Source organism: Pseudomonas sp. CROZ-RG-20F-R04-15 (assembly GCF_022662375.1).
Taxonomy (GTDB): Bacteria; Pseudomonadota; Gammaproteobacteria; order Pseudomonadales; family Pseudomonadaceae; genus Aquipseudomonas.
Genome location: NZ_JAKNQL010000001.1, coordinates 157,298 through 176,941 on the forward strand (window position 1 = coordinate 157,298; position 19,644 = coordinate 176,941).

Here is a 19,644-nt window from a genome sequence, read left to right on the forward strand (position 1 = left end):
TGTCAGTCAGCATCGACTTCACTGAGCCACCGCTTTCGCGAGCAGGCTCGCTCCCACAGGTTTCCACATCGGTCAGAAGTGGAAGTTGGTGCTCAACAGTGCCGTACGGCCCGCCGCCTGGTTGGCGAAGTGGGTCGAGAAGGCTTTGTCGTAGTAGGTTTCGTTGGTCAGGTTCTGCACGTTGAGTTGCAGGTCGACGTTCTTGGTCAGCTTGTACGCGGCCATCGCGTCGTAACGAACATACGAGTCAACCATGGTGGTGTTGGCCACGCTGCCGTACACGTCGTCGACGTAGAACGCGCCGCCACCGATGGTTAGCTTCGGCGTGACCTGGTAAGTGGTCCACAGGCTGGCGCTGTTCTTCGGCGTGTTAGGCAATTCGTTGCCATCGTTGGCCTTGCCCAGCGGGCCGCCGTCGACTTGTTCGCTGTCCATGAAGGCGTAACCGGCGAACACTTGCCACTTGTCGGTGATCTTGCCGCTGGCCGACAGTTCGATACCTTGCACACGGGTCTTGCCGGCGTTTTCGTACGAGGTGGTGTCGACTTGCACACGCGCGTTTTCTTTCTCGGTGCGGAAGATATCCGCAGTCAGCGACAGGCGATCGTTGAGCAGATCCCACTTGGTGCCGATTTCGTAGTTCTTGGTGGTTTCCGGTTCCAGGTCGCTGCTCAGCAAGTTGCCGCTACGATCCGGGGTGCCGCCCAACGGGTTGCCTTCCTGACCTTCGCCCAGGGTGTTGCCCGGTGGCGTGGCCGAGGTGGCGTAGGAGGCGTAGATGCTGCCGTTTTCCGCTGGCTTGTAGACGACGCCGAACTGACCGGTGACGAACTCGCTGGTGTCATCGCCTTTGGACGTGGTGGCGCCGGCGGCGGTGTAGCTCTTGTAGTCGGTATCGAAGTGGTCGTAACGCAGGCCCATGTTCACCAGCCATTGCTCGTTCAACTCCAGGGTGTCGAACACGTACAGCGCGTAAGTGTTGGCCTGGGTGTTGGTGCCGGCGTAGTTGCGCGAGATTGCGCCGTTCCACGGATCGTTCGGGTTCGGGTTCGACAGCGAGGTGCAGTTGTAGCCGCTCGACGCGCCGATCATCGATGGGGTGCAGTTGGTGCTGGAATTGCCCGGCGAACCTGGCGTGGTGTCGACGTTGACGTTGTACGAGGATTTCTGGCTTTCCTCACGGGTGTATTCAACGCCAGTGGAGAAGCTGTTCTTGAAGCCAGCAACATAGAAGTTGCCGAACAGGTCCGTCTGGTTTGTGGTGGTCTCGGTGTTGCTCACCCGAGTATTGGCACGACGCCAGACGGTGCCGTTGTTGACGTTGCCCTTGCTGTCGTCCGGCTGGGTGAGGATGTAATCCTGCATGCTGGTGCCGTGACGCAGGGTATTCTTGATCGTCAGCGAGTCGCTCAGGTCATGCTCGATGGCGAAGGTCGCGGTGTCAGTGCGACCCTTGCGGAAGTCGCGATCCAGGCCGTAGAAATTGCTGTGGTCACCGCCAGCGTAAGGCTTGTCCGGATTGGACTTGGTGCGTGCAGCGGAGCCGCCGGCCGGAATGGTGTACGGCACGCCCGAATCCGGGGTGTCGTTGCTTTCGAGATGGTAGTAGTCGAGGTTGACGCGGGTATCGGTGCCCAGACCAAACGCCAGGGATGGGGCGATACCCCAACGGTCGTAATCGACCTTGTCGCGACCGGCGACGTTGCTCTCGTGGCTCATCAGGTTCAGACGGCCGGCAGCGGTGTCGCTGAACTGGTAGTTGCCGTCGAGGGTGTAGCGTTGGGTCTGGTCGGAGCCCCAGGTGAAACCACCGTCGAACGAGTTGCCCAAGTGGGCTTTCTTGCTCACCAGGTTGATGCTGCCGCCTGCTGCGCCACGACCACCGATAGCGGAGTTCGGGCCCTTGCTGACTTCAATGTTTTCCACAGCGAAGATCTCGCGGCTCTGCGAACCGGTGTCGCGCACGCCGTCGAGGTAGGTGTCGCCCTGCGCGTCGAAGCCGCGAATGAACGGACGATCGCCCTGTGGGTTGCCGCCTTCACCGGCGCCGAAGGTAATGCCCGGCACGGTGCGCAGCGCGTCCTGCATGTTCAGGGCGCCAGTGTCTTTGAGCACTTGTTGCGGAATAACGGTGACCGAGCGTGGCGTGTCGACCAGCGGCGCGGTGTACTTGGGCGAGGAGGCTTTTTCGACCTGGTAGGACGTCGGGTCCTGTGCTTCGCCGGTGATGGCGGTGGCGTCCAGGGCGATGGCATTGCCGGAGGCTTTGCTGTCGGTTTTTTCGGCAGCGAAGACCATGTGACCAGCGGAGCCGGCGGTAATTGCCACACCAATTGCAGAGGCGAGCAAACGTGGTGAACTGACCGGTAATTGTGCGTATTGACGTGCCATTTTTATTCCCCTCCCCAAGGATTTGAGGCGGCGGAATATAGGGTAAACAGGTATTCGTATCAATTGCGAAACATTGTTATTCGCACTGAATTTACATTCTTTACAATTTAACCTTACGGTTTTTGCCAGTTCATTCGTCCCTCGGGTTTTACACGGCCAATAAGAATCAATACCATTGCCGCCTCTTTGCCATCAGGTGACATCGCCATGCTGCTGCACATCCCCGCACTGTTCGCGAAAGAAGAATTGCAGCGCATTCGCCAGGCGCTGGAGCAGGCTGACTGGGCCGATGGCAAGATCACCGCAGGCTTTCAATCCGCCAAGGCCAAGCACAATCTGCAACTGCCTGAAGGCCATCCGCTGGCCAAGGAGATCGGTGCAGCGATGCTTGAACGGCTGTGGAAAAATCCGCTGTTCATGTCCGCTGCACTGCCGCACAAAGTCTTCCCGCCATTAGTGAACTGTTACACGGCCGGTGGCAGCTTCGATTTCCACATCGACAACGCCGTGCGCCAGCCCAAGGGCAGCATCGAGCGGGTGCGCACTGATCTGTCGGCCACGTTGTTTTTCAGCGAGCCTGCGGATTACGACGGCGGCGAGTTGGAAATCCAGGACACCTACGGCACTCAACAGGTGAAGCTGCCGGCCGGCGACATGGTCTTGTACCCCGGCACCAGCCTGCACAAGGTCAACGCGGTTACGCGGGGTGCGCGTTATGCGTCGTTCTTCTGGACGCAAAGCCTGGTGCGCGAAGACAGCCAGCGCGCGCTGCTGTTCGAGATGGACGGCGCGATCCAGCAGCTCACCCAGGAGATGCCTGATCATCCTTCGCTGATCCGTCTCACCGGTACGTATCACAACCTGTTGCGGCGCTGGGTCGAGGTATGAGTTTCCAGCTGCGTCGGGAAGAAGTCCTCGACGGCGAACAACTTAGCGCCATGCTCGCCGAAAGCCCGGCACGCGCGGCGCAGGCAATTTTGCTCGCGGCGGGTGAGGGCGAGGTTGAAGCGCAGGCCTTGCTTGGGCAGATTCTGCTCGACGGCCAGGGGATCGCGCAGGATCAAGCGCTGGCACTGCGTTGGTTCGGTATCGCCGCCGGGCAAGGTCATCTGATGGCGCGCAACATGCTTGGTCGCTGCCACGAGCACGGCTGGGGTTGTTCGGCAGATGCGGCAATTGCTGCGCAGCATTATCGGATTGCGGCGGAGGCCGGACAGGACTGGGCGATGTACAACTTTGCCAACCTGCTGGCGACCGGGCGCGGGGTGGCGGTGGATCATCTGCAGGCGTTGACGCTGTATCAGCGCGCGGCTGAATTGGGTCATGCGAAATCGATGAATCTGTTGGGGCGGTATCTGGAGGAAGGGCAGGTGTGCCCGCCGGATCCGGTTGCGGCGCGTGAGTGGTATCGGCGCTCGGCGGAGGGTGGGGATTTTCGTGGGCAGTTCAGTTTCGCTGCGGTGTTGGCGGATGAGGGGCGGATTGATCAGGCGGTCGATTGGCTTGAGAAAGCTTTGGCCGGCGGCAATCTGAATTTTCTGCGGGTGGCGAGTCAGGCGTTGGTGAGTGCCGTTGACCCGAGGATTCAGGCGTTGGCTGGGCGGTATGCGCTTCGGTGCCAAGAGCCCTCACCCTAACCCTCTCCCAGAGGGAGAGGGGACTGACCGAGTTGGATAGGCGAAGTACGCCGACCTGAAAATGCTCTATTGAATCCATAATCGACACGGTCTCTCCGGTCGGTGATTGACGCTTTACACCGCGGTCGGCTCCCTCTCCTTTGGGAGAGGGCTGGGGTGAGGGGCCTCGGTCTCAATTACCCCCGCAAAATTTCAAGCCGAACCCAAAAACACAAAAAAGCCCATGACACGTCATGGGCTTTTCACTTGCAGCTAGCAGCTTGAAACTAGCAACTGCTCTTACACGTAAAACGATTTCAACGGCGGAAAGCCATTGAACTCGACCGCGCTGTAACTGGTGGTGTACGCACCGGTCGACAGCCAGTACAGACGATCACCGATCGCCAGGTTCAGCGGCAGACCGTACTTGTAGTTCTCGTACATGATGTCGGCGCTGTCGCAGGTCGGGCCGGCGATCACGACTTCTTCCATCTCGCCTTTCTTCTCGGTCCAGATCGGGAACTTGATCGCTTCGTCCATGGTTTCGATCAGGCCGGAGAACTTGCCGACATCGGTATACACCCAACGCTCGACGGCAGTGCGCGACTTGCGTGCAACCAGCACCACTTCGCTGACCAGAATACCGGCGTTGGCGATCAACGAACGGCCTGGCTCAAGAATGATTTCCGGCAGGTCATCACCGAAGTCTTCTTTGAGGAAGCGGATGATTTCTTCGGCGTAGGTTTCCAGGCTGTTGGTGCGGGTGATGTAGTTGGCCGGGAAGCCGCCGCCCATGTTGATCAGCTTCAGGTGGATGCCATCTTCTTCTTTCAGACGCTCGAAGATTACTTTGACCTTGGCGATCGCCGCGTCCCAGACGCTGATATCGCGCTGCTGCGAACCGACGTGGAAGGAGATGCCGTAAGGCACCAGGCCCAGATCGCGGGCGAGGATCAGCAGGTCCATGGCCATGTCGGTCTGGCAGCCGAATTTGCGCGACAGTGGCCAGTCAGCCGTGGTCGAGCCTTCGGTGAGGATGCGCACATAAACTTTCGAACCCGGTGCAGCCTTGGCGATGTTGCGCAGGTCAGCTTCGGAGTCGGTGGAGAACAGACGCACGCCCTTCTCGTAGAAGTAGCGGATGTCCTTGGATTTCTTGATGGTGTTGCCGTAGCTGATACGGTCGGCGCTGACGCCGCGATCCATCACTTTGTCCAGCTCGTAGATCGAGGCGATGTCGAAGCTCGAACCTTTCTCTTTGAGCAGGTCGATGATCTCGACGGCCGGGTTGGCCTTGACCGCGTAGTAGACCTTGGCGAATTCGAAACCGGCGCGCAGGTCATCGTAGGCCTGGCTGATCATCGCGGTGTCAATCACCACGAACGGGGTTTCCTGTTTGTCGGCGAACGCCTTCATTTTGTCGAATGTAGCGCGCGCGAAATAGTCTTCGACCTGGATCGACATGCTGGGAACTCCTACTGGCAAACTAAGTTAATCAATGGGTGCAAATGAACGCCCTCCGTATCCCCACTTTGGTTCGCCTACTTCCCAAGGCATGTCGCCGAAAGCAAAAAGGCCATGGGAGGTGCAGCTTTTCCCTTGGCCTTGCTGTCTCGTCGTCAGTACTTGAGCCGGATGGATCGTTTCCAGCATGGACGTTCGGCGCGAACTTTAGGGCGTGAGGGGCGTGAGATCAACTAAAAATGTCGCGTTTTTGCACGCTTCTGACGTACGTCGCGTTCATCACTCTTTGTAGCCGACCGAGATGACGGGCAGATGTTCCCCGGGAATTTTCCAGTGTTAAAAATACCTGCACGTTCGCGGATTTTGCCGGCGAAGTCTTGGGTAAGTGTGATGGCGTCAACATCGGCGACGTTGGCCGCGAGAGGAGGGGTTGAGGGGGATTTTGGCTGTTAATCAAGCTGTTCCAGAAATGCTGTCCGGATCTTGGGTGTTGAGATTCTTTTTCGCCTGATGAATGAAGAAAGAATCACGCAAATCCTGTGGGAGCGAGCTTGCTCGCGAAGACTTTTTCACAGTCGACATCATCCCCGACTGATATTCCGCTTTCGCGAGCAGGCTCGCTCCCACAGGTTTGAGGTTTTTACGCGACTACTGCATCAGCTGGCGAGACGATACTGGTCTTCATCCCGCGCGAACGCCCCGAGCTCAGATAAGCCGCAATCGACTCCTGCGTCACCTCGCCAAGGAACACCCGTTCGGCATCCATCACCGGCAACCACGCCCGATTGAACTCGTACATGCGCGACAGCAGGATGCGCAAATGTTCGTCGTACGCCGCCGTCGCGTTGAATTCACGCAGGAACTGCGCGCACGTGCCGGTCTGACGGTGCAGATCACGACGACGCACGTAACCCAACGCCTTGTTGTCGGCACAGGTGACCACGACATAGCGACGGTCATGCTCGTCCATCAATTCCAGCGCATCGGCCACCGGGGTTTCCGGGCTCACCGATGGCGCGTTGTCCGCCGCATCTTCGGCTTTCACCAACAGCAGACGCTTGAGCGTGCTGTCCTGGCCGACGAAGCTGCTGACAAAGTCGTCCGCCGGATGCGCGAGCAGCGTGTCCGGATGATCGATCTGCAGCAGTTTGCCGGCGCGGAAAATCGCAATCTTGTCGCCGAGTTTGATCGCTTCGTCGATGTCGTGGCTGACCATGATCACGGTCTTGTTCAGCGCGCGCTGCATCTCGAAGAACTCGTTCTGGATCATCTCGCGGTTGATCGGATCGACCGCGCCGAATGGTTCGTCCATCAACAGCAGTGGCGCATCCGCTGCCAGTGCACGGATCACGCCGATGCGCTGTTGCTGACCACCGGACAATTCGCGCGGATAACGATGCAGATACTGCTTGGGCTCCAGCTTGATCATGCTCATCAATTCGCGGGCGCGGTCGTGGCATTTCTGTTTGTCCCAGCCGAGCAGTTTCGGCACGACGACGATGTTTTCTTCGATGGTCATGTTCGGGAACAGACCGATCTGCTGGATCACGTAACCGATGTTGCGACGCAGGGTCACTTCGTCGAGATCGGTGGTGTCTTCGCCATTGATGAGGATCTTGCCCGAGGTCGGTTTGATCAGGCGGTTGATCATTTTCAGCGTGGTGCTTTTGCCGCAACCCGATGGCCCGAGGAACACACAGATTTCGCCTTCATTGACGGTCAGGCTTACCGAGTCCACGGCTTTGACGTCTTTGCCGTTGCTTTGGAAAGTTTTGCTGAGGTTTTGAAGTTCGATCATTTGAGCAGTCCTTTTGGAGTCAACGAGCGTTGCAGCCATTGGAGAAACAGGTCAGCGAAAATGGCCAGAAGACTGACCAGCAGCGCGCCGACGATGAGCATCGACATGTCACTGCGGCTGATGGAAGCGAGGATCAACACACCGAGGCCCCCGGCGCCGATGGTCGCGGCGATGGTCATCACGCCGATGTTCATCACCACGGCGGTGCGCACACCGGCGAGGATCACCGGCACGGCAATCGGCAATTCGACCATGCGCAGGCGCTGGCCGAAGGTCATGCCGATGCCGCGTGCGGCTTCACGGATGCCCGGTTCCACGCCAGTGAGGGCGAGGTAGGTGTTGCGCATGATCGGCAGCAGTGAATAAAGGAACACGGCGGTGATCGCCGGCATCGGCCCGAGGCCCTGGCCGAACTTGGAGTAGAACGGCAGCAGCAGACCGAAGAGAGCAATCGACGGCACGGTCAGCAGCACTGTGGCGCTGGCCTGCAAGGGACCGGCGAGGCTCGGGAAACGCGTCATCAGAATGCCCAGCGGCACGCCAACGACAATCGCCAGGGTCACGGCAATGCCGACGAGGGTGATGTGCTGCCAGGTCAGGTGCATCACCTGCTGCCAGTCGAGGTGGGAAAAGGCGTTCAGAAATTCCATGACTTTTCCTCCTTAGTTGAGTGGGTGCTGGCGCAGGAAGTCGGCAGCGACTTTCGAAGGGCTTTCGTGATCGACGTCGACCCGCGCATTGAGCTGGCGCATGGTTTCGTCATCGAACAGTTCGGCCAATGGCTTGAGTTGCTCGGCCAGTTGCGGATGGGCGTCGAGGTAGGCCTGACGCACCACGGGTGCTGCGGTGTAGTCGGGGAAGTAATGCTTGTCGTCTTCCAGCAGTTTCAGGCCGAAGGCATTGAGGCGACCGTCGGTGGTGTAGACCAGACCGGCAAATACCTGACCGTTACGCAATGCCGTGTAAACCAGCCCGGCATCCATCTGGCGGATGTTCTTGCGGGTCAGGTTCATGCCGTAGAGATCGACCATGCCGATCAGACCGTCGGAGCGGTTGGCAAACTCGGTGTCCAACGCCACCAAGTGATTGGTCTTGGCTTCGGCACGCAGCACTTCATTCAACTGGCTGATGTTGTTGATCTGCGGATATTCCTCGGCGACTTTCTTTGGCAGCGCGAGGGCGTAGGTATTGCTGAATTTCGACGGGGTCAGCCAGACCAGGCCTTTTTTCGCGTCGAGTTCTTTTACCCGGGCGTAGGACTGGGCGCTGTCGAGTTTTTCGGTGACATGGTTGTAGGCCACCAGCGACACGCCGGTGTATTCCCAAAGCATGTCCAGTTGCCCGCTTTCGTGGGCGCTGCGGGCGAGGTTGCTGCCCAGACCACCGGTGATCTGCGCGTCATAACCTTTGCTGCGCAGGTATTGCGCGGTGATTTCCGCGAGCAGGGTTTGCTCGGTGAAGACCCGGGCGCCGAGGCGGATAACCGGTTTTTCAGCGGCTTGTGCGATGCCTGCGAACAGCAGGGCACTGCTCAGCATCAGGCCTAAGATCAAGCTAAGTCGTTTCATATTCATTCCTTCGCAAAAGCCTTAAGACGGACGCAAACCGCGTTCCAGCCAGAGACGGCTGGCGAGGGTGACGACGCCATCGAGCAGCAAGGCCAGCAGCGCGGTGCACGCGGCGCCGAGCAGCAGTTGCGGCTGATTGTTCAGGGCGATGCCAGGGAAGATCAGACTGCCGAGGCTGTTGGCGCCGATCAGGAACGCCAGCGGCGCGGTGCCGACGTTGATCGCCAAAGCCACGCGCACACCACCGACGATGATCGGCACGGCGTTGGGCAATTCGACTTTCCACAGCACCTGGCGCGGGGTCATGCCGATGCCGACGGCCGCTTCTTTCAGCGAGCCCTGCACATTTTTCAGGCCTTCATAGGTGTTGCGCACGATCGGCAACAAGGAAGCGAGGAATAAAGCGAAGATCGCCGGGCCACTGCCGATGCCGAGGACGCCCAAGGCAATCGCGAGCACGGCCAGCGGAGGCACGGTGTTACCGATATTGAAGATCTGCATGAAGCGTTCAGCGCGGCCGACCATGGTCGGACGACTGAGAAAGATACCGGCGGGGATGCCCACGACCAGGGCGGCCAGCATTGAAGCGAGGACGAGAATCAGATGAGCTTGCAGGTAAAACAACAAATCGTCGCGGTAGTGTTCGATCGTGTTGATGCCGATCCAGTGGACCAGCAGGGCCAGGAGCGCGATCACCACCGCACCTCCCATCAGCCCTTTGCCATAGCGGATAGCCACAGGCGGACTCCTTTTTTTGTAGTCGGCGAACGCTCTCCCGTGTGGCATGCCATACATGGCTGCCGGGAATAAACGTTCGCGAGAAGCAGCTCCCTCAGCCCCGGCAAAAAGCGGTCTGAAAGCGAGCCATGAGCGCAGCCTCGTCAGGCTAACTTGCTGATTTTTCAGCCCCTGACGAAAATTCGTAACAGGGGATGGACGTCTCCGGGCTTTAAAAGGTTCCCATCTGCGGCAGCATTTGGCCACCCTTAATGTGCTCAACGGTTCGGTTATTGCATCGAGTTGGGCTATAATCGCGGCCCTTTTTTGAATCACCGCCAGGCGATTTCCCATGACCAACCAGGCCGCCGAAGTCGCGAAACGCCGCACTTTCGCCATTATTTCCCACCCCGATGCCGGTAAAACCACGATCACCGAAAAGCTCCTGTTGATGGGCAAGGCGATTGCAGTGGCCGGTACGGTGAAATCCCGTAAATCCGATCGCCATGCGACATCCGACTGGATGGAGATGGAGAAACAACGGGGTATTTCCATTACCACGTCGGTCATGCAGTTCCCGTATCGCGAACACATGATCAACCTGCTCGACACCCCGGGCCACGAAGACTTCTCCGAAGATACCTACCGCACCCTGACGGCGGTGGACTCGGCATTGATGGTTCTCGACGGCGGTAAAGGTGTCGAGCCACGGACCATTGCGCTGATGGACGTCTGCCGTCTGCGTGACACGCCGATCGTCAGCTTCATCAACAAACTCGACCGTGACATTCGCGACCCGATCGAACTGCTCGACGAGATCGAAGCTGTTCTGAAGATCAAAGCCGCGCCGATCACCTGGCCGATCGGTTGCTACCGCGACTTCAAGGGCGTGTATCACCTGGCTGACGACTACATCATTGTCTACACCGCCGGTCACGGTCACGAACGCACCGAAACCAAGATCATCGAGAAGCTCGACTCCGACGAGGCGCGCGCGCACCTGGGCGACGAGTACGAGCGTTTCATCGAGCAACTGGAACTGGTTCAGGGCGCCTGCCACGAATTCAACCAGCAGGAATTCCTCGACGGTCAACTGACTCCGGTGTTCTTCGGTACTGCACTGGGCAACTTCGGTGTTGACCACGTACTCGACGCTGTTGTTGATTGGGCGCCACGTCCGCTGGCCCGTGTGGCCAACGAGCGTACCGTTGAACCGGTCGAAGAGAAGTTCTCGGGCTTCATCTTCAAGATCCAGGCAAACATGGACCCGAAGCACCGCGATCGTATCGCCTTCATGCGTATCTGCTCCGGCAAGTACGAAAAAGGCATGAAGATGCGCCACGTGCGCACCGGCAAGGACGTGCGCATCGGCGACGCCCTGACGTTCTTCTCCTCCGAGCGTGAACAGCTGGAAGAAGCTTTTGCCGGCGACATCATTGGTCTGCACAACCACGGCACCATTCAGATCGGCGACACCTTCAGTGAAGGTGAAACCCTCGGGTTTACCGGTATTCCGCACTTTGCGCCGGAGCTGTTCCGTCGTGTGCGTCTGCGTGATCCGCTGAAGTCCAAGCAGTTGCGTCAGGGGTTGCAGCAGTTGGCTGAAGAGGGTGCGACGCAGGTGTTTTTCCCGGAGCGCAGCAACGACATCATTCTGGGCGCCGTCGGTGTGCTGCAGTTTGATGTGGTCGCCAGCCGTTTGAAGGAGGAATACAAGGTTGAGTGCTCGTATGAGCCGATTACTGTGTACTCCGCGCGCTGGATTGAATGCGGCGACAAGAAGAAGCTTGAGGAGTTTTCCAACAAGGCTGTGGAGAACCTGGCGGTCGACGGCGGTGGTCACCTGACTTACCTTGCGCCGACGCGGGTTAACCTGGCGTTGATGGAAGAGCGTTGGCCGGATGTGAAATTCCGGGCGACGCGTGAGCATCATTAAGTTCTGAATTGGTTTGTCCGAAGCCCTCTAGGTGTATGCCTAGGGGGCTTTTTTTTGCTTTGGTTTTGGGGGTATATCCGTTTTTTGGGTGATGGCGGCTTAGGGTTCCGCCCTTACGGCGGGTCACTTTTTCCAGACGCCGAAAAAGTAACCAAAAAGGCTTGCTCCTGCGTGCGGCCCGCTCGCTGGGGCTCGGGGTTCCTTCGTTCCGGGATCGATCCGGGCGCAGCGCCTACGGTTTGCTGCGCTGCACCTCCTCTCGCTGTGTTTGGCTGCGCCAAACGGTCGCTGCGCTCCCACGCCCGGATCAATCCCTCCGCTCAGCCTTCCGACGTCGCCCGTGAATCAAGATCAAGAGCAGGCGAGCTGACACTCGGCCTATTGAGTGGTGAAGAGCGGGGCGTGGTCGGCTTTGGATTTGTGGTGGATTTTCCCCTCACCCCAGCCCTCTCCCGAGGGAGAGGGAGCCGATTTGTGGGCTTTCAAGATTTGAGTTCAACGCGGTATTGCACGTCGGCGTAGCTCGCCCAAACACCTCGGTCAGTCCCCTCTCCCTCCGGGAGAGGGCTAGGGTGAGGGGCTTTTGATCTTCGGCACCGGTTTATCGCGCGCAATGGCTGTAGTCCGACTCCGTTTTTCGTGATCTCGATGCACTTGAACGCGACAACCAGCCTGCTGGCCGTTAGTGTTCCAGCTCCACGCAAGTCGCTTTGAGAGGTCAATGGAATGACGAGTCGACTGACTCACCTGCTACGGCTGAACGGCTATTTCGGCGTGATGGCCTGGGTGCTCGCGGCGTTGTTGTTCATCAATCGCTTGAGCAGCATGGTCAAACTGTTCATGGCGTTGTACCTGCGTCAGGAGCTGGGGCTGGCGATCGAGACGGTGGGCTGGTTGTTGTCGGCGTACGGTGCGGGTTTGCTGGTCGGTTCGATGCTCGGGGGCTGGCTCAGTGATCATGTGCGCACGGCGCGGCTGACGGCGGCGCTGTTCTTTGTTTCGGTGTGGGTGCTGATGCTGCTGGGACTGGTGACGCAAGTGCCGTTGCTGGCGGCTTTGCTGTTGCTCAGCGGAACCATCGATGGGGCTATTCGCACGCTGCATCAGCGGCTGATCATGGAATATTGCGAGGTGACGCAGCGCTCGCGTGCGCAGGCGTTGAGCCGGGTGGCGCGCAACCTTGGGATGGCGGCCGCTGGTGTGGCGGGCGGGGTGTTGGCGCAGACTGATTTTCGCTGGGTATTTTTCGGTAGCGCGGCGATGACGTTGCTGGCCTTGCTGTGGTTTGTCCGCACCACGTGGCAGCGTCCGGTGCTGATCAATGAAGAGTCATCCACAGTCGGCGCCGGTGGTTCGGGTGTGCCGTATCGCGACAAACCCTTCCTCTGGTTGCTGGCAGCGACGGCCGTGCTCGGCATCGCCTTCGACACGGTCTACAGCACGCTGGGCAACTATCTGCGTGATTACTATCACTTGAGCACCGAAGCCATCGGTTGGCAGTTTGGCCTTAATGCGTTGTTGGTGATCGCCCTGCAGATTCCGTTGTCGCATTGGGGCGAGCGTTGGGGCATGCGTCGTCAAATGCTGCTCGGCAGTGTGTTGCTGGCCTGCGGGCTCGGCATGTTGCCGTTCGGCTCCGGGCTGTTTTACGTCTGCCTGTCGACGTTGATCTGGACCCTGGGCGAGGCGTTTTTCATGCCGCCGCTGAATGTGCTGGCCATGCGCTTTGCCCAGGGTGGTAAAAGCGGTCAGTACTTTGGCCTGTTCTTTATGAGCTGGAGCGCCAGTGCGCTGTTGTCACCGGTACTCAGTGGCCAGTTGTACGGTCAATTCGGTGGCCACAGTGTGTGGCTGGCGAGTGCGCTGATGGTGTTGATTTCCATACCCTTAACTTGGCAGGCCACGCGATCACGTGGCGATGCTTAGCTGTTGCGGCTATGAGCATTATTCGAAAACTGTCTTTCCATGAAGGGCATTTCTGCCCGCTCGTTAGCGTCCTATCTGGTGAACCCGATGGATCGGAACTAGATTTCACACAGCGCCAGTCAGGCACGAATGTCTCACCTGAAAAAGGATGGAGTCGGCTATGAAAAGCAGATTGCTACGGGTTTTATTGCTGTTGAAAGTGATGGTCATGCTGTCCCTCGGCACCGCGACGGCCTGGGCCGAGTGCGAGGATCACGATTCTCAGGCGTTCAACGGAAAGGTTGGGCATAGCGGCTTGATGCTGGCCAAGTCTGAGTCCGAGCCGGGCGATCAGGACCAGGGCGGCAGTAAAGACGATGACGACTCGACCACCGACGAGCCGGACACTGATGACGACGACGGCGACAGCCAGACGTAAATTGCAGGCAAAAGAAAACCCCTTCTGTCTCGACTGATGCGCAATCGAGACGGAAAGGGTTTTGTTAACACGTCACTCTGTTTGAAATGCGATCCCTGTGGGAGCGAGCTTGCTCGCGAAAGCGGTGTATCAGGCGACATTTATGTTGAATGATCCAACGCCTTCGCGAGCAAGCTCGCTCCCACAGTGTTTTGTATCGCTCTCCAGATTTGCTTACGCCGCGCCGTCGAGGAACTGCTCGGCGTAATGGCAAGCCACCTGCCGACTGTCGAGCTGGCGCAACGCTGGCTCTTCCGTGCTGCACCGCTCGGTCGCATACGGGCAGCGCTTGTGAAAAGCGCAGCCCGGAGGCGGGTTCAGCGGGTTAGGCAGTTCGCCGACGATCTTGATTTTCGGCTTGTTCGGGTCCGGGTGAATAGTCGGGGTCGCCGACAGCAGCGCCTGGGTGTACGGGTGCAATGGACGCTCGTAAATGTCGTTTTTCGGACCCAGTTCCACCGGGCGACCGAGGTACATCACCATCACGTCATCGGCCACGTGTTGCACCACCGCGAGGTTGTGCGAGATGAACACGTACGCGGTGTTGAACTCTTGTTGCAGATCCATGAACAGGTTGAGTACCTGCGCCTGAATCGACACGTCGAGCGCCGAAGTCGGCTCATCCGCCACCAGCACTTTCGGTTGCAGCATCATCGCGCGCGCCAGGGCGATACGCTGACGCTGACCGCCGGAGAACATGTGCGGATAACGCTGGTAGTGCTCAGGGCGCAAGCCGACCTGCTTCATCATCGCCTGGACTTTTTCGCGACGTTCGGCGGCGGAAAGGTTGGTGTTGATCAGCAGCGGTTCGCCGAGCTGGTCACCGACTTTCTGCCGTGGGTTCAACGACGCGTACGGGCTTTGGAAGACCATCTGCACGTCTTTGCGCAGTTGCTTGCGTTGTGCCTTGTCGGCGCCGGCGACTTCCTGGCCGGCGATTTTCAAGGATCCGGACGACGGATCTTCAATTAGCGTCAACGCACGGGCGAGGGTGGATTTGCCGCAGCCCGATTCGCCTACAACAGCGAGGGTCTTGCCGGCTTCCAGTTCGAACGACACGCCGTTGAGTGCGCGCACGGTCGCGTGGCCCTTGAACAGGCCACGGGAGACTTCGTAGTGACGGGTCAGGTCGCGGGCGGTAAGTACGACGGCCATTACGCCACCTCCTGGTTCAGCGGGAAGAAGCAGCGGGCGAGGCTGTGGCTTTTCGGGTCAAGACCTGGACGCTGCGCGCGGCAGCTGTCCTGCACGTACGGGCAGCGTGGCGACAGCAGGCAACCCTGCGGGCGGTCGTAGCGGCCCGGTACGATGCCCGGCAGGGTCGACAGGCGTGCGGCGCCGAGGCTGTGCTCGGGAATCGCCTTGAGCAGCGCTTCGCTGTACGGGTGCGCCGGGACGTCGAACAGCTGCGGCACCTGGCCGACTTCAACGGCTTGCCCGGCGTACATCACGCAGACGCGCTGGGCAGTTTCGGCCACGACCGCGAGGTCGTGAGTGATCAGCACCAGGCCCATGTTCTGTTCTTTCTGCAACGCCAGCAGCAGCTCCATGATCTGCGCCTGAATCGTCACGTCCAAAGCAGTGGTCGGTTCGTCGGCGATCAGCAGTTTCGGCTCGCCGGCAATCGCCATGGCGATCGCAACACGCTGGCTCATACCGCCGGAGAGTTGGTGCGGGTAGGCGTCCATACGGCTGGCGGCGCCGGGGATTTCGACTTTTTCCAGCAGTTCGATCGCACGTTTGCGCGCTTGCTTGCCGGACATCTTCAGGTGCAGACGCAGCACTTCTTCGATCTGGAAACCGACGGTGTAGCTCGGGTTCAGCGCGGTCATCGGGTCCTGAAAGACCATCGACAGGTCTTTGCCGACAATTTGCCGACGCTGACGATTACTCAGCTTGAGCATGTCTTTGCCGTCAAAGCTGAGCGAGTCGGCGGTGACGATGCCGGGATGCTCGATCAGACCCATCAGCGCCATCATGGTCACGGATTTACCCGAACCTGACTCGCCAACGATGGCCAGCACTTCGCCTTTGTCGACTTTCAAATCGAGGCCGTCGACCACCGGGGTCGCGGTCTTGTCGCCGAAGCGAACGTTGAGATTCTTGATTTCTAGCAGTGACATGGGAATCTCCTCAGGCGGCGTTCTTGAGTTTCGGGTCCAGCGCATCGCGCAGACCGTCGCCCATCAAGTTGATTGCCAGCACGCTGAGCAAAATGGTCAAACCAGGCAGGCTCACCACCCACCAGGCGCGTTCGATGTAGTCGCGGGCCGAAGCGAGCATGGTGCCCCACTCAGGGGTTGGCGGTTGTACGCCAAGGCCGAGGAAGCCCAGTGCGGCGGCATCGAGAATCGCCGAGGAGAAACTCAAGGTCGCTTGAACGATCAGCGGCGCCATGCAGTTCGGCAGCACGGTGATGAACATCAGACGTGGCAGACCGGCACCGGCCAGGCGCGCGGCGGTCACGTAGTCGCGGTTCAGTTCGCCCATCACGGCCGCGCGGGTCAGACGCACGTAGGACGGCAGCGATACCACAGCAATGGCGATCACGGTGTTGATCAGGCCAGGGCCGAGGATGGCGACGATCGCCACAGCCAGCAGCAGCGACGGCAGGGCCAGCATGATGTCCATCAGACGCATGATGGTCGGGCCGATCATCTTCGGGAAGAAACCGGCGAACAGTCCGAGCAGGATCCCCGGAATCAGCGACATGACGACCGACGACAAACCGATCAGCAGCGACAGACGCGAGCCCTGGATCAGCCGCGACAGCAGGTCACGACCGAGCTCATCGGTGCCGAGCAGGAACTGCATCTGCCCGCCTTCGAGCCACGCCGGCGGCGTCAGCAGGAAGTCACGGTATTGCTCGCTCGGGTTGTGCGGTGCGACCCAAGGGGCGAACAGCGCGCAGAAAATCACCAGCAACATGAACAGCAGGCCGGCAACCGCGCCTTTGTTCTTGGAGAAGGCTTGCCAGAATTCTTTGTACGGAGACGGGTACAGCAGGCTCTGATCCGCGTTTGGGGCGGACGTGGCTACTGAGGATGTTGGAGTGCTCATGGTATGGACCTCAGCGCTGATGACGGATGCGTGGGTTGGCAAAGCCGTAGAGGATGTCCACTACGAAGTTGACCAGAATCACCAGGCAGGCGATTAACAGGATGCCGTTTTGCACAACCGGATAGTCCCGGGCGCCGATGGCTTCGATCAGCCATTTACCGATGCCGGGCCAGGAGAAGATGGTTTCGGTCAGGACCGCACCGGCCAGCAGGGTGCCGACTTGCAGGCCGACCACGGTCAGTACCGGAATCAGCGCGTTACGCAGACCGTGGACGAACACCACGCGCGATGGCGACAGGCCTTTGGCCTTGGCGGTGCGGATGTAGTCTTCGCGCAGCACTTCGAGCATCGACGAACGGGTCATCCGCGCGATCACCGCCAGCGGAATGGTACCGAGGACGATGGCCGGCAGAATCAGGTGATGCAGCGCATCGAAGAAGGCACCGACGTCATCGGCCAGCAGCGTGTCGATCAGCATGAAACCGGTGCGCGGCTCGATGTCGTAGAGTAGGTCGATCCGCCCGGAAACCGGCGTCCAGCCGAGGCTCACCGAGAAGAACATGATCAGGATCAGGCCCCACCAGAAGATCGGCATCGAATACCCCGCGAGGGAGATGCCCATCACCCCGTGGTCGAACAGCGATCCTCGCTTGAGTGCCGCGATCACCCCGGCCAGAAGCCCGAGAATGCCGGCGAACAGCAGGGCGGCCATGGACAGTTCCAGGGTCGCCGGGAAGAGAGAGGTGAACTCGGTCCATACGCTCTCACGCGTACGCAGGGATTCGCCGAGATCGCCTTGAGCCAGTTTGCCGATGTAGTCCAGATACTGGGCATACAACGGCTTGTTCAGACCTAGGCGTTCCATTGCCTGAGCGTGCATTTCGGGGTCGACCCGACGTTCGCCCATCATCACTTCCACGGGGTCGCCCGGAATCATGCGAATCAACGCGAAAGTCAGCAAGGTGATGCCGAAAAACGTGGGGATCAATAACCCCAGTCGGCGGGCAATAAAACTAAACATCGTGTGTGGTACCTCATCAGCCGGTTAGGCGTGCCCGGCGTCCCTGAGGTCAGGGACGCCGGGAGTTTCTTATCTACTTCACCTGGGTGGTGGCGAAGTTATTAGTGGTGAGAGGGCTGATGTGATAGCCCTCTACATTGTTGCGCATTGCGGTAAACATCCTGGTGTGGGCCATGCTGATCCATGGCTGATCCTGATTAAACAGCACTTGCGCCTGTTCGTAGAGCTTGGCGCGTTCGGCCGGATCTACTTTAGCCCGTGCTTCATCCAGCAGTGACTGGAATTTCTCGTTGCACCAGCGAGCGTAGTTTTCGCCGTTCTTGGCCGCTTCACAACTGAGCATAGGCGTCAGGAAGTTATCCGGGTCGCCGTTGTCGCCCGCCCATCCGGCCGAAACCATGTCGTGCTCGCCAGCCTTGGCGCGTTTGAGCATTTCGCCCCATTCCATCACGCGGATGTCGATCTTGATCCCGACTTTCGCCAGGTCAGCCTGCATCATCTGCGCGCCGAGCATCGGATTCGGGTTGGTCGGGCCGCCGCCGTTGCGGGTAAACAGGGTAAACACGGTGCCCTCCGGAACCCCGGCTTCCTTGAGCAGGGCGCGGGCCTTGTCGAGGTCACGTGGCGGGTTCTTCAGGTCGTGGTTGTAGCCCAGCAGCGTGTCCGGGTACGGGTTGACCGCGACGGTCGCATTGCCCGGGCCAAACAGCGCGTTGACGTAGGCCGCTTTGTCGAAGGCAATATCGATCGCCTTACGCACGCGCACGTCGCTCATGTACTTGTGCTGGGTGTTCATGGCGATATACGAAACGGTCATCGCGTTCAGCTCATCGACCTTGAGCTTGGCGTCTTTCTTGATGCTCGGGATGTCATCCGGCTTCGGATACAGCGCGATCTGGCACTCGTTGGCCTTGAGCTTCTGCAGGCGCACGTTGTTGTCAGTGGCGATCGCCAGAATCAGCGCGTCGGCCGGTGGCTTGCCACGGAAGTAATCCGGGTTGGCCTTGAAACGTACCTGCGCATCCTTGGCATAACGCTGGAAGATGAACGGACCAGTGCCGACCGGCTTGTTATTGAGATCGCCGGTCTTGTTGGCCTTCAGCAACTGATCGGCGTACTCGGCGGAATAGATGGCGGTGAACGGCATCGCGACGTCGGCCAGGAACGGCGCTTCGCGGCGGGTCAGGGTGAACTTGACCGTTTGGTCATCGACTTTTTCGACGCTTTTGAGCAGTTCCTTGAAGCCCATGCTTTCAAAGTACGGGAAGCCCACGCTCGACAGTTTGTGCCACGGGTGATTCGGGTCCAGCTGACGCTGGAAGCTCCAGACCACGTCGTCGGCGTTCATGTCGCGGGTCGGCTTGAAATATTCGGTGGTGTGAAACTTGACGCCTTTGCGCAGGTGGAACGTGTACGTCAGACCGTCTTCGCTGATTTCCCAGGTATCTGCCAGGGCCGGAACGATTTCCGTCGTGCCAGGCTTGAAGTCCACCAAGCGGTTGAAGATGGTTTCGGCCACAGCGTCCGCCGTGACTGCAGTTGTGTACTGGACCATATCGAAGCCTTCCGGACTGGCTTCGGTGCAGACCACCAAGGGTTTGGCCGAGACGCCAACAGCGACACTCAGCAACGCAGCCGCGATGGCCGCACGTAGGGGAAGCATTTTCATCGATAACCCTCTGCAATCGGT

At 59.3% G+C, this 19,644-nt stretch carries 16 protein-coding genes; 5 read left to right on the plus strand and 11 right to left on the minus strand.

The genetic code is table 11. From position 1 onward, the window contains the following. Positions 1 to 72: 72 nt before the first annotated feature. Complete coding sequence (locus L8H52_RS00635; protein ID WP_242205343.1) at positions 73 to 2,391, minus strand: TonB-dependent siderophore receptor; 2,319 nt, start codon at positions 2,389 to 2,391, stop codon at positions 73 to 75. 207 nt (positions 2,392 to 2,598) lie between these two features. On the opposite strand from L8H52_RS00635, the gene L8H52_RS00640 reads away from it, so the two are divergent. Further along, a complete protein-coding gene (locus L8H52_RS00640; protein ID WP_242205341.1) occupies positions 2,599 to 3,279 on the plus strand; it encodes a Fe2+-dependent dioxygenase in 681 nt (226 codons plus the stop codon). Beyond that, the gene (locus L8H52_RS00645; RefSeq protein ID WP_242205339.1) at positions 3,276 to 4,028 is read left to right on the plus strand and encodes a tetratricopeptide repeat protein; all 753 of its coding nucleotides are present in this window, start codon (positions 3,276 to 3,278) and stop codon (positions 4,026 to 4,028) included. Before L8H52_RS00640 ends, L8H52_RS00645 begins: the two co-directional genes overlap by 4 nt. Before the next feature lie 279 nt (positions 4,029 to 4,307). On the opposite strand, the gene L8H52_RS00650 is transcribed toward L8H52_RS00645, so the two are convergent. From L8H52_RS00650 to L8H52_RS00670, 5 genes are all read right to left on the minus strand, one after another. Beyond that, a complete protein-coding gene (locus L8H52_RS00650; protein ID WP_016986476.1) occupies positions 4,308 to 5,471 on the minus strand; it encodes a type III PLP-dependent enzyme in 1,164 nt (387 codons plus the stop codon). Between the two features lie 640 nt (positions 5,472 to 6,111). Then, positions 6,112 to 7,269 (minus strand): ABC transporter ATP-binding protein, encoded by a 1,158-nt coding sequence (locus tag L8H52_RS00655; protein ID WP_242205337.1) that lies wholly within the window; start codon positions 7,267 to 7,269, stop codon positions 6,112 to 6,114. Further along, positions 7,266 to 7,919 carry an ABC transporter permease gene (locus L8H52_RS00660; RefSeq protein WP_123534029.1) on the minus strand — a complete coding sequence of 218 codons (654 nt, stop codon included), beginning with the start codon at positions 7,917 to 7,919 and terminating at the stop codon, positions 7,266 to 7,268. Before L8H52_RS00660 ends, L8H52_RS00655 begins: the two co-directional genes overlap by 4 nt. A gap of 12 nt (positions 7,920 to 7,931) precedes the next feature. After that, positions 7,932 to 8,837: a glycine betaine ABC transporter substrate-binding protein gene (locus tag L8H52_RS00665; RefSeq protein WP_242205335.1), complete on the minus strand. Its 906-nt coding sequence runs from the start codon at positions 8,835 to 8,837 to the stop codon at positions 7,932 to 7,934. A gap of 21 nt (positions 8,838 to 8,858) precedes the next feature. Next, the gene (locus L8H52_RS00670; protein ID WP_169844036.1) at positions 8,859 to 9,548 is read right to left on the minus strand and encodes an ABC transporter permease; all 690 of its coding nucleotides are present in this window, start codon (positions 9,546 to 9,548) and stop codon (positions 8,859 to 8,861) included. A gap of 358 nt (positions 9,549 to 9,906) precedes the next feature. Here L8H52_RS00670 and L8H52_RS00675 point away from each other — a divergent pair, with 358 nt between their 5' ends. From L8H52_RS00675 to L8H52_RS00685, 3 genes are all read left to right on the plus strand, one after another. Continuing rightward, positions 9,907 to 11,490, plus strand: coding sequence for a peptide chain release factor 3 (locus tag L8H52_RS00675; RefSeq protein ID WP_064119440.1), 1,584 nt, complete (start codon positions 9,907 to 9,909; stop codon positions 11,488 to 11,490). Positions 11,491 to 12,216: 726 nt separating this feature from the next. Further along, on the plus strand, positions 12,217 to 13,416 hold the full coding sequence (locus L8H52_RS00680) for an MFS transporter (RefSeq protein ID WP_242205332.1): 1,200 nt from the start codon (positions 12,217 to 12,219) through the stop codon (positions 13,414 to 13,416). Between the two features lie 160 nt (positions 13,417 to 13,576). Further along, positions 13,577 to 13,834: a hypothetical protein gene (locus L8H52_RS00685; protein ID WP_242205330.1), complete on the plus strand. Its 258-nt coding sequence runs from the start codon at positions 13,577 to 13,579 to the stop codon at positions 13,832 to 13,834. 213 nt (positions 13,835 to 14,047) lie between these two features. Here the strand turns inward: L8H52_RS00685 and L8H52_RS00690 are convergent, their stop codons facing one another. From L8H52_RS00690 to L8H52_RS00710, 5 genes are all read right to left on the minus strand, one after another. Beyond that, entirely contained in the window at positions 14,048 to 15,028 is a 981-nt protein-coding gene (locus L8H52_RS00690; protein ID WP_007917625.1) for a peptide ABC transporter ATP-binding protein, read from the minus strand. Continuing rightward, a complete protein-coding gene (locus tag L8H52_RS00695; protein ID WP_242205327.1) occupies positions 15,028 to 15,996 on the minus strand; it encodes an ABC transporter ATP-binding protein in 969 nt (322 codons plus the stop codon). The genes L8H52_RS00690 and L8H52_RS00695 overlap by 1 nt, the downstream gene beginning before the upstream one ends. 10 nt (positions 15,997 to 16,006) lie before the next feature. Beyond that, positions 16,007 to 16,933, minus strand: coding sequence for an ABC transporter permease subunit (locus tag L8H52_RS00700; RefSeq protein ID WP_102900706.1), 927 nt, complete (start codon positions 16,931 to 16,933; stop codon positions 16,007 to 16,009). A 10-nt stretch (positions 16,934 to 16,943) separates the two neighbouring features. Then, complete coding sequence (locus L8H52_RS00705; RefSeq protein WP_007917620.1) at positions 16,944 to 17,954, minus strand: ABC transporter permease subunit; 1,011 nt, start codon at positions 17,952 to 17,954, stop codon at positions 16,944 to 16,946. Positions 17,955 to 18,027: 73 nt separating this feature from the next. Then, positions 18,028 to 19,623: an ABC transporter substrate-binding protein gene (locus L8H52_RS00710; RefSeq protein WP_242205325.1), complete on the minus strand. Its 1,596-nt coding sequence runs from the start codon at positions 19,621 to 19,623 to the stop codon at positions 18,028 to 18,030. Positions 19,624 to 19,644 lie beyond the last annotated feature (21 nt).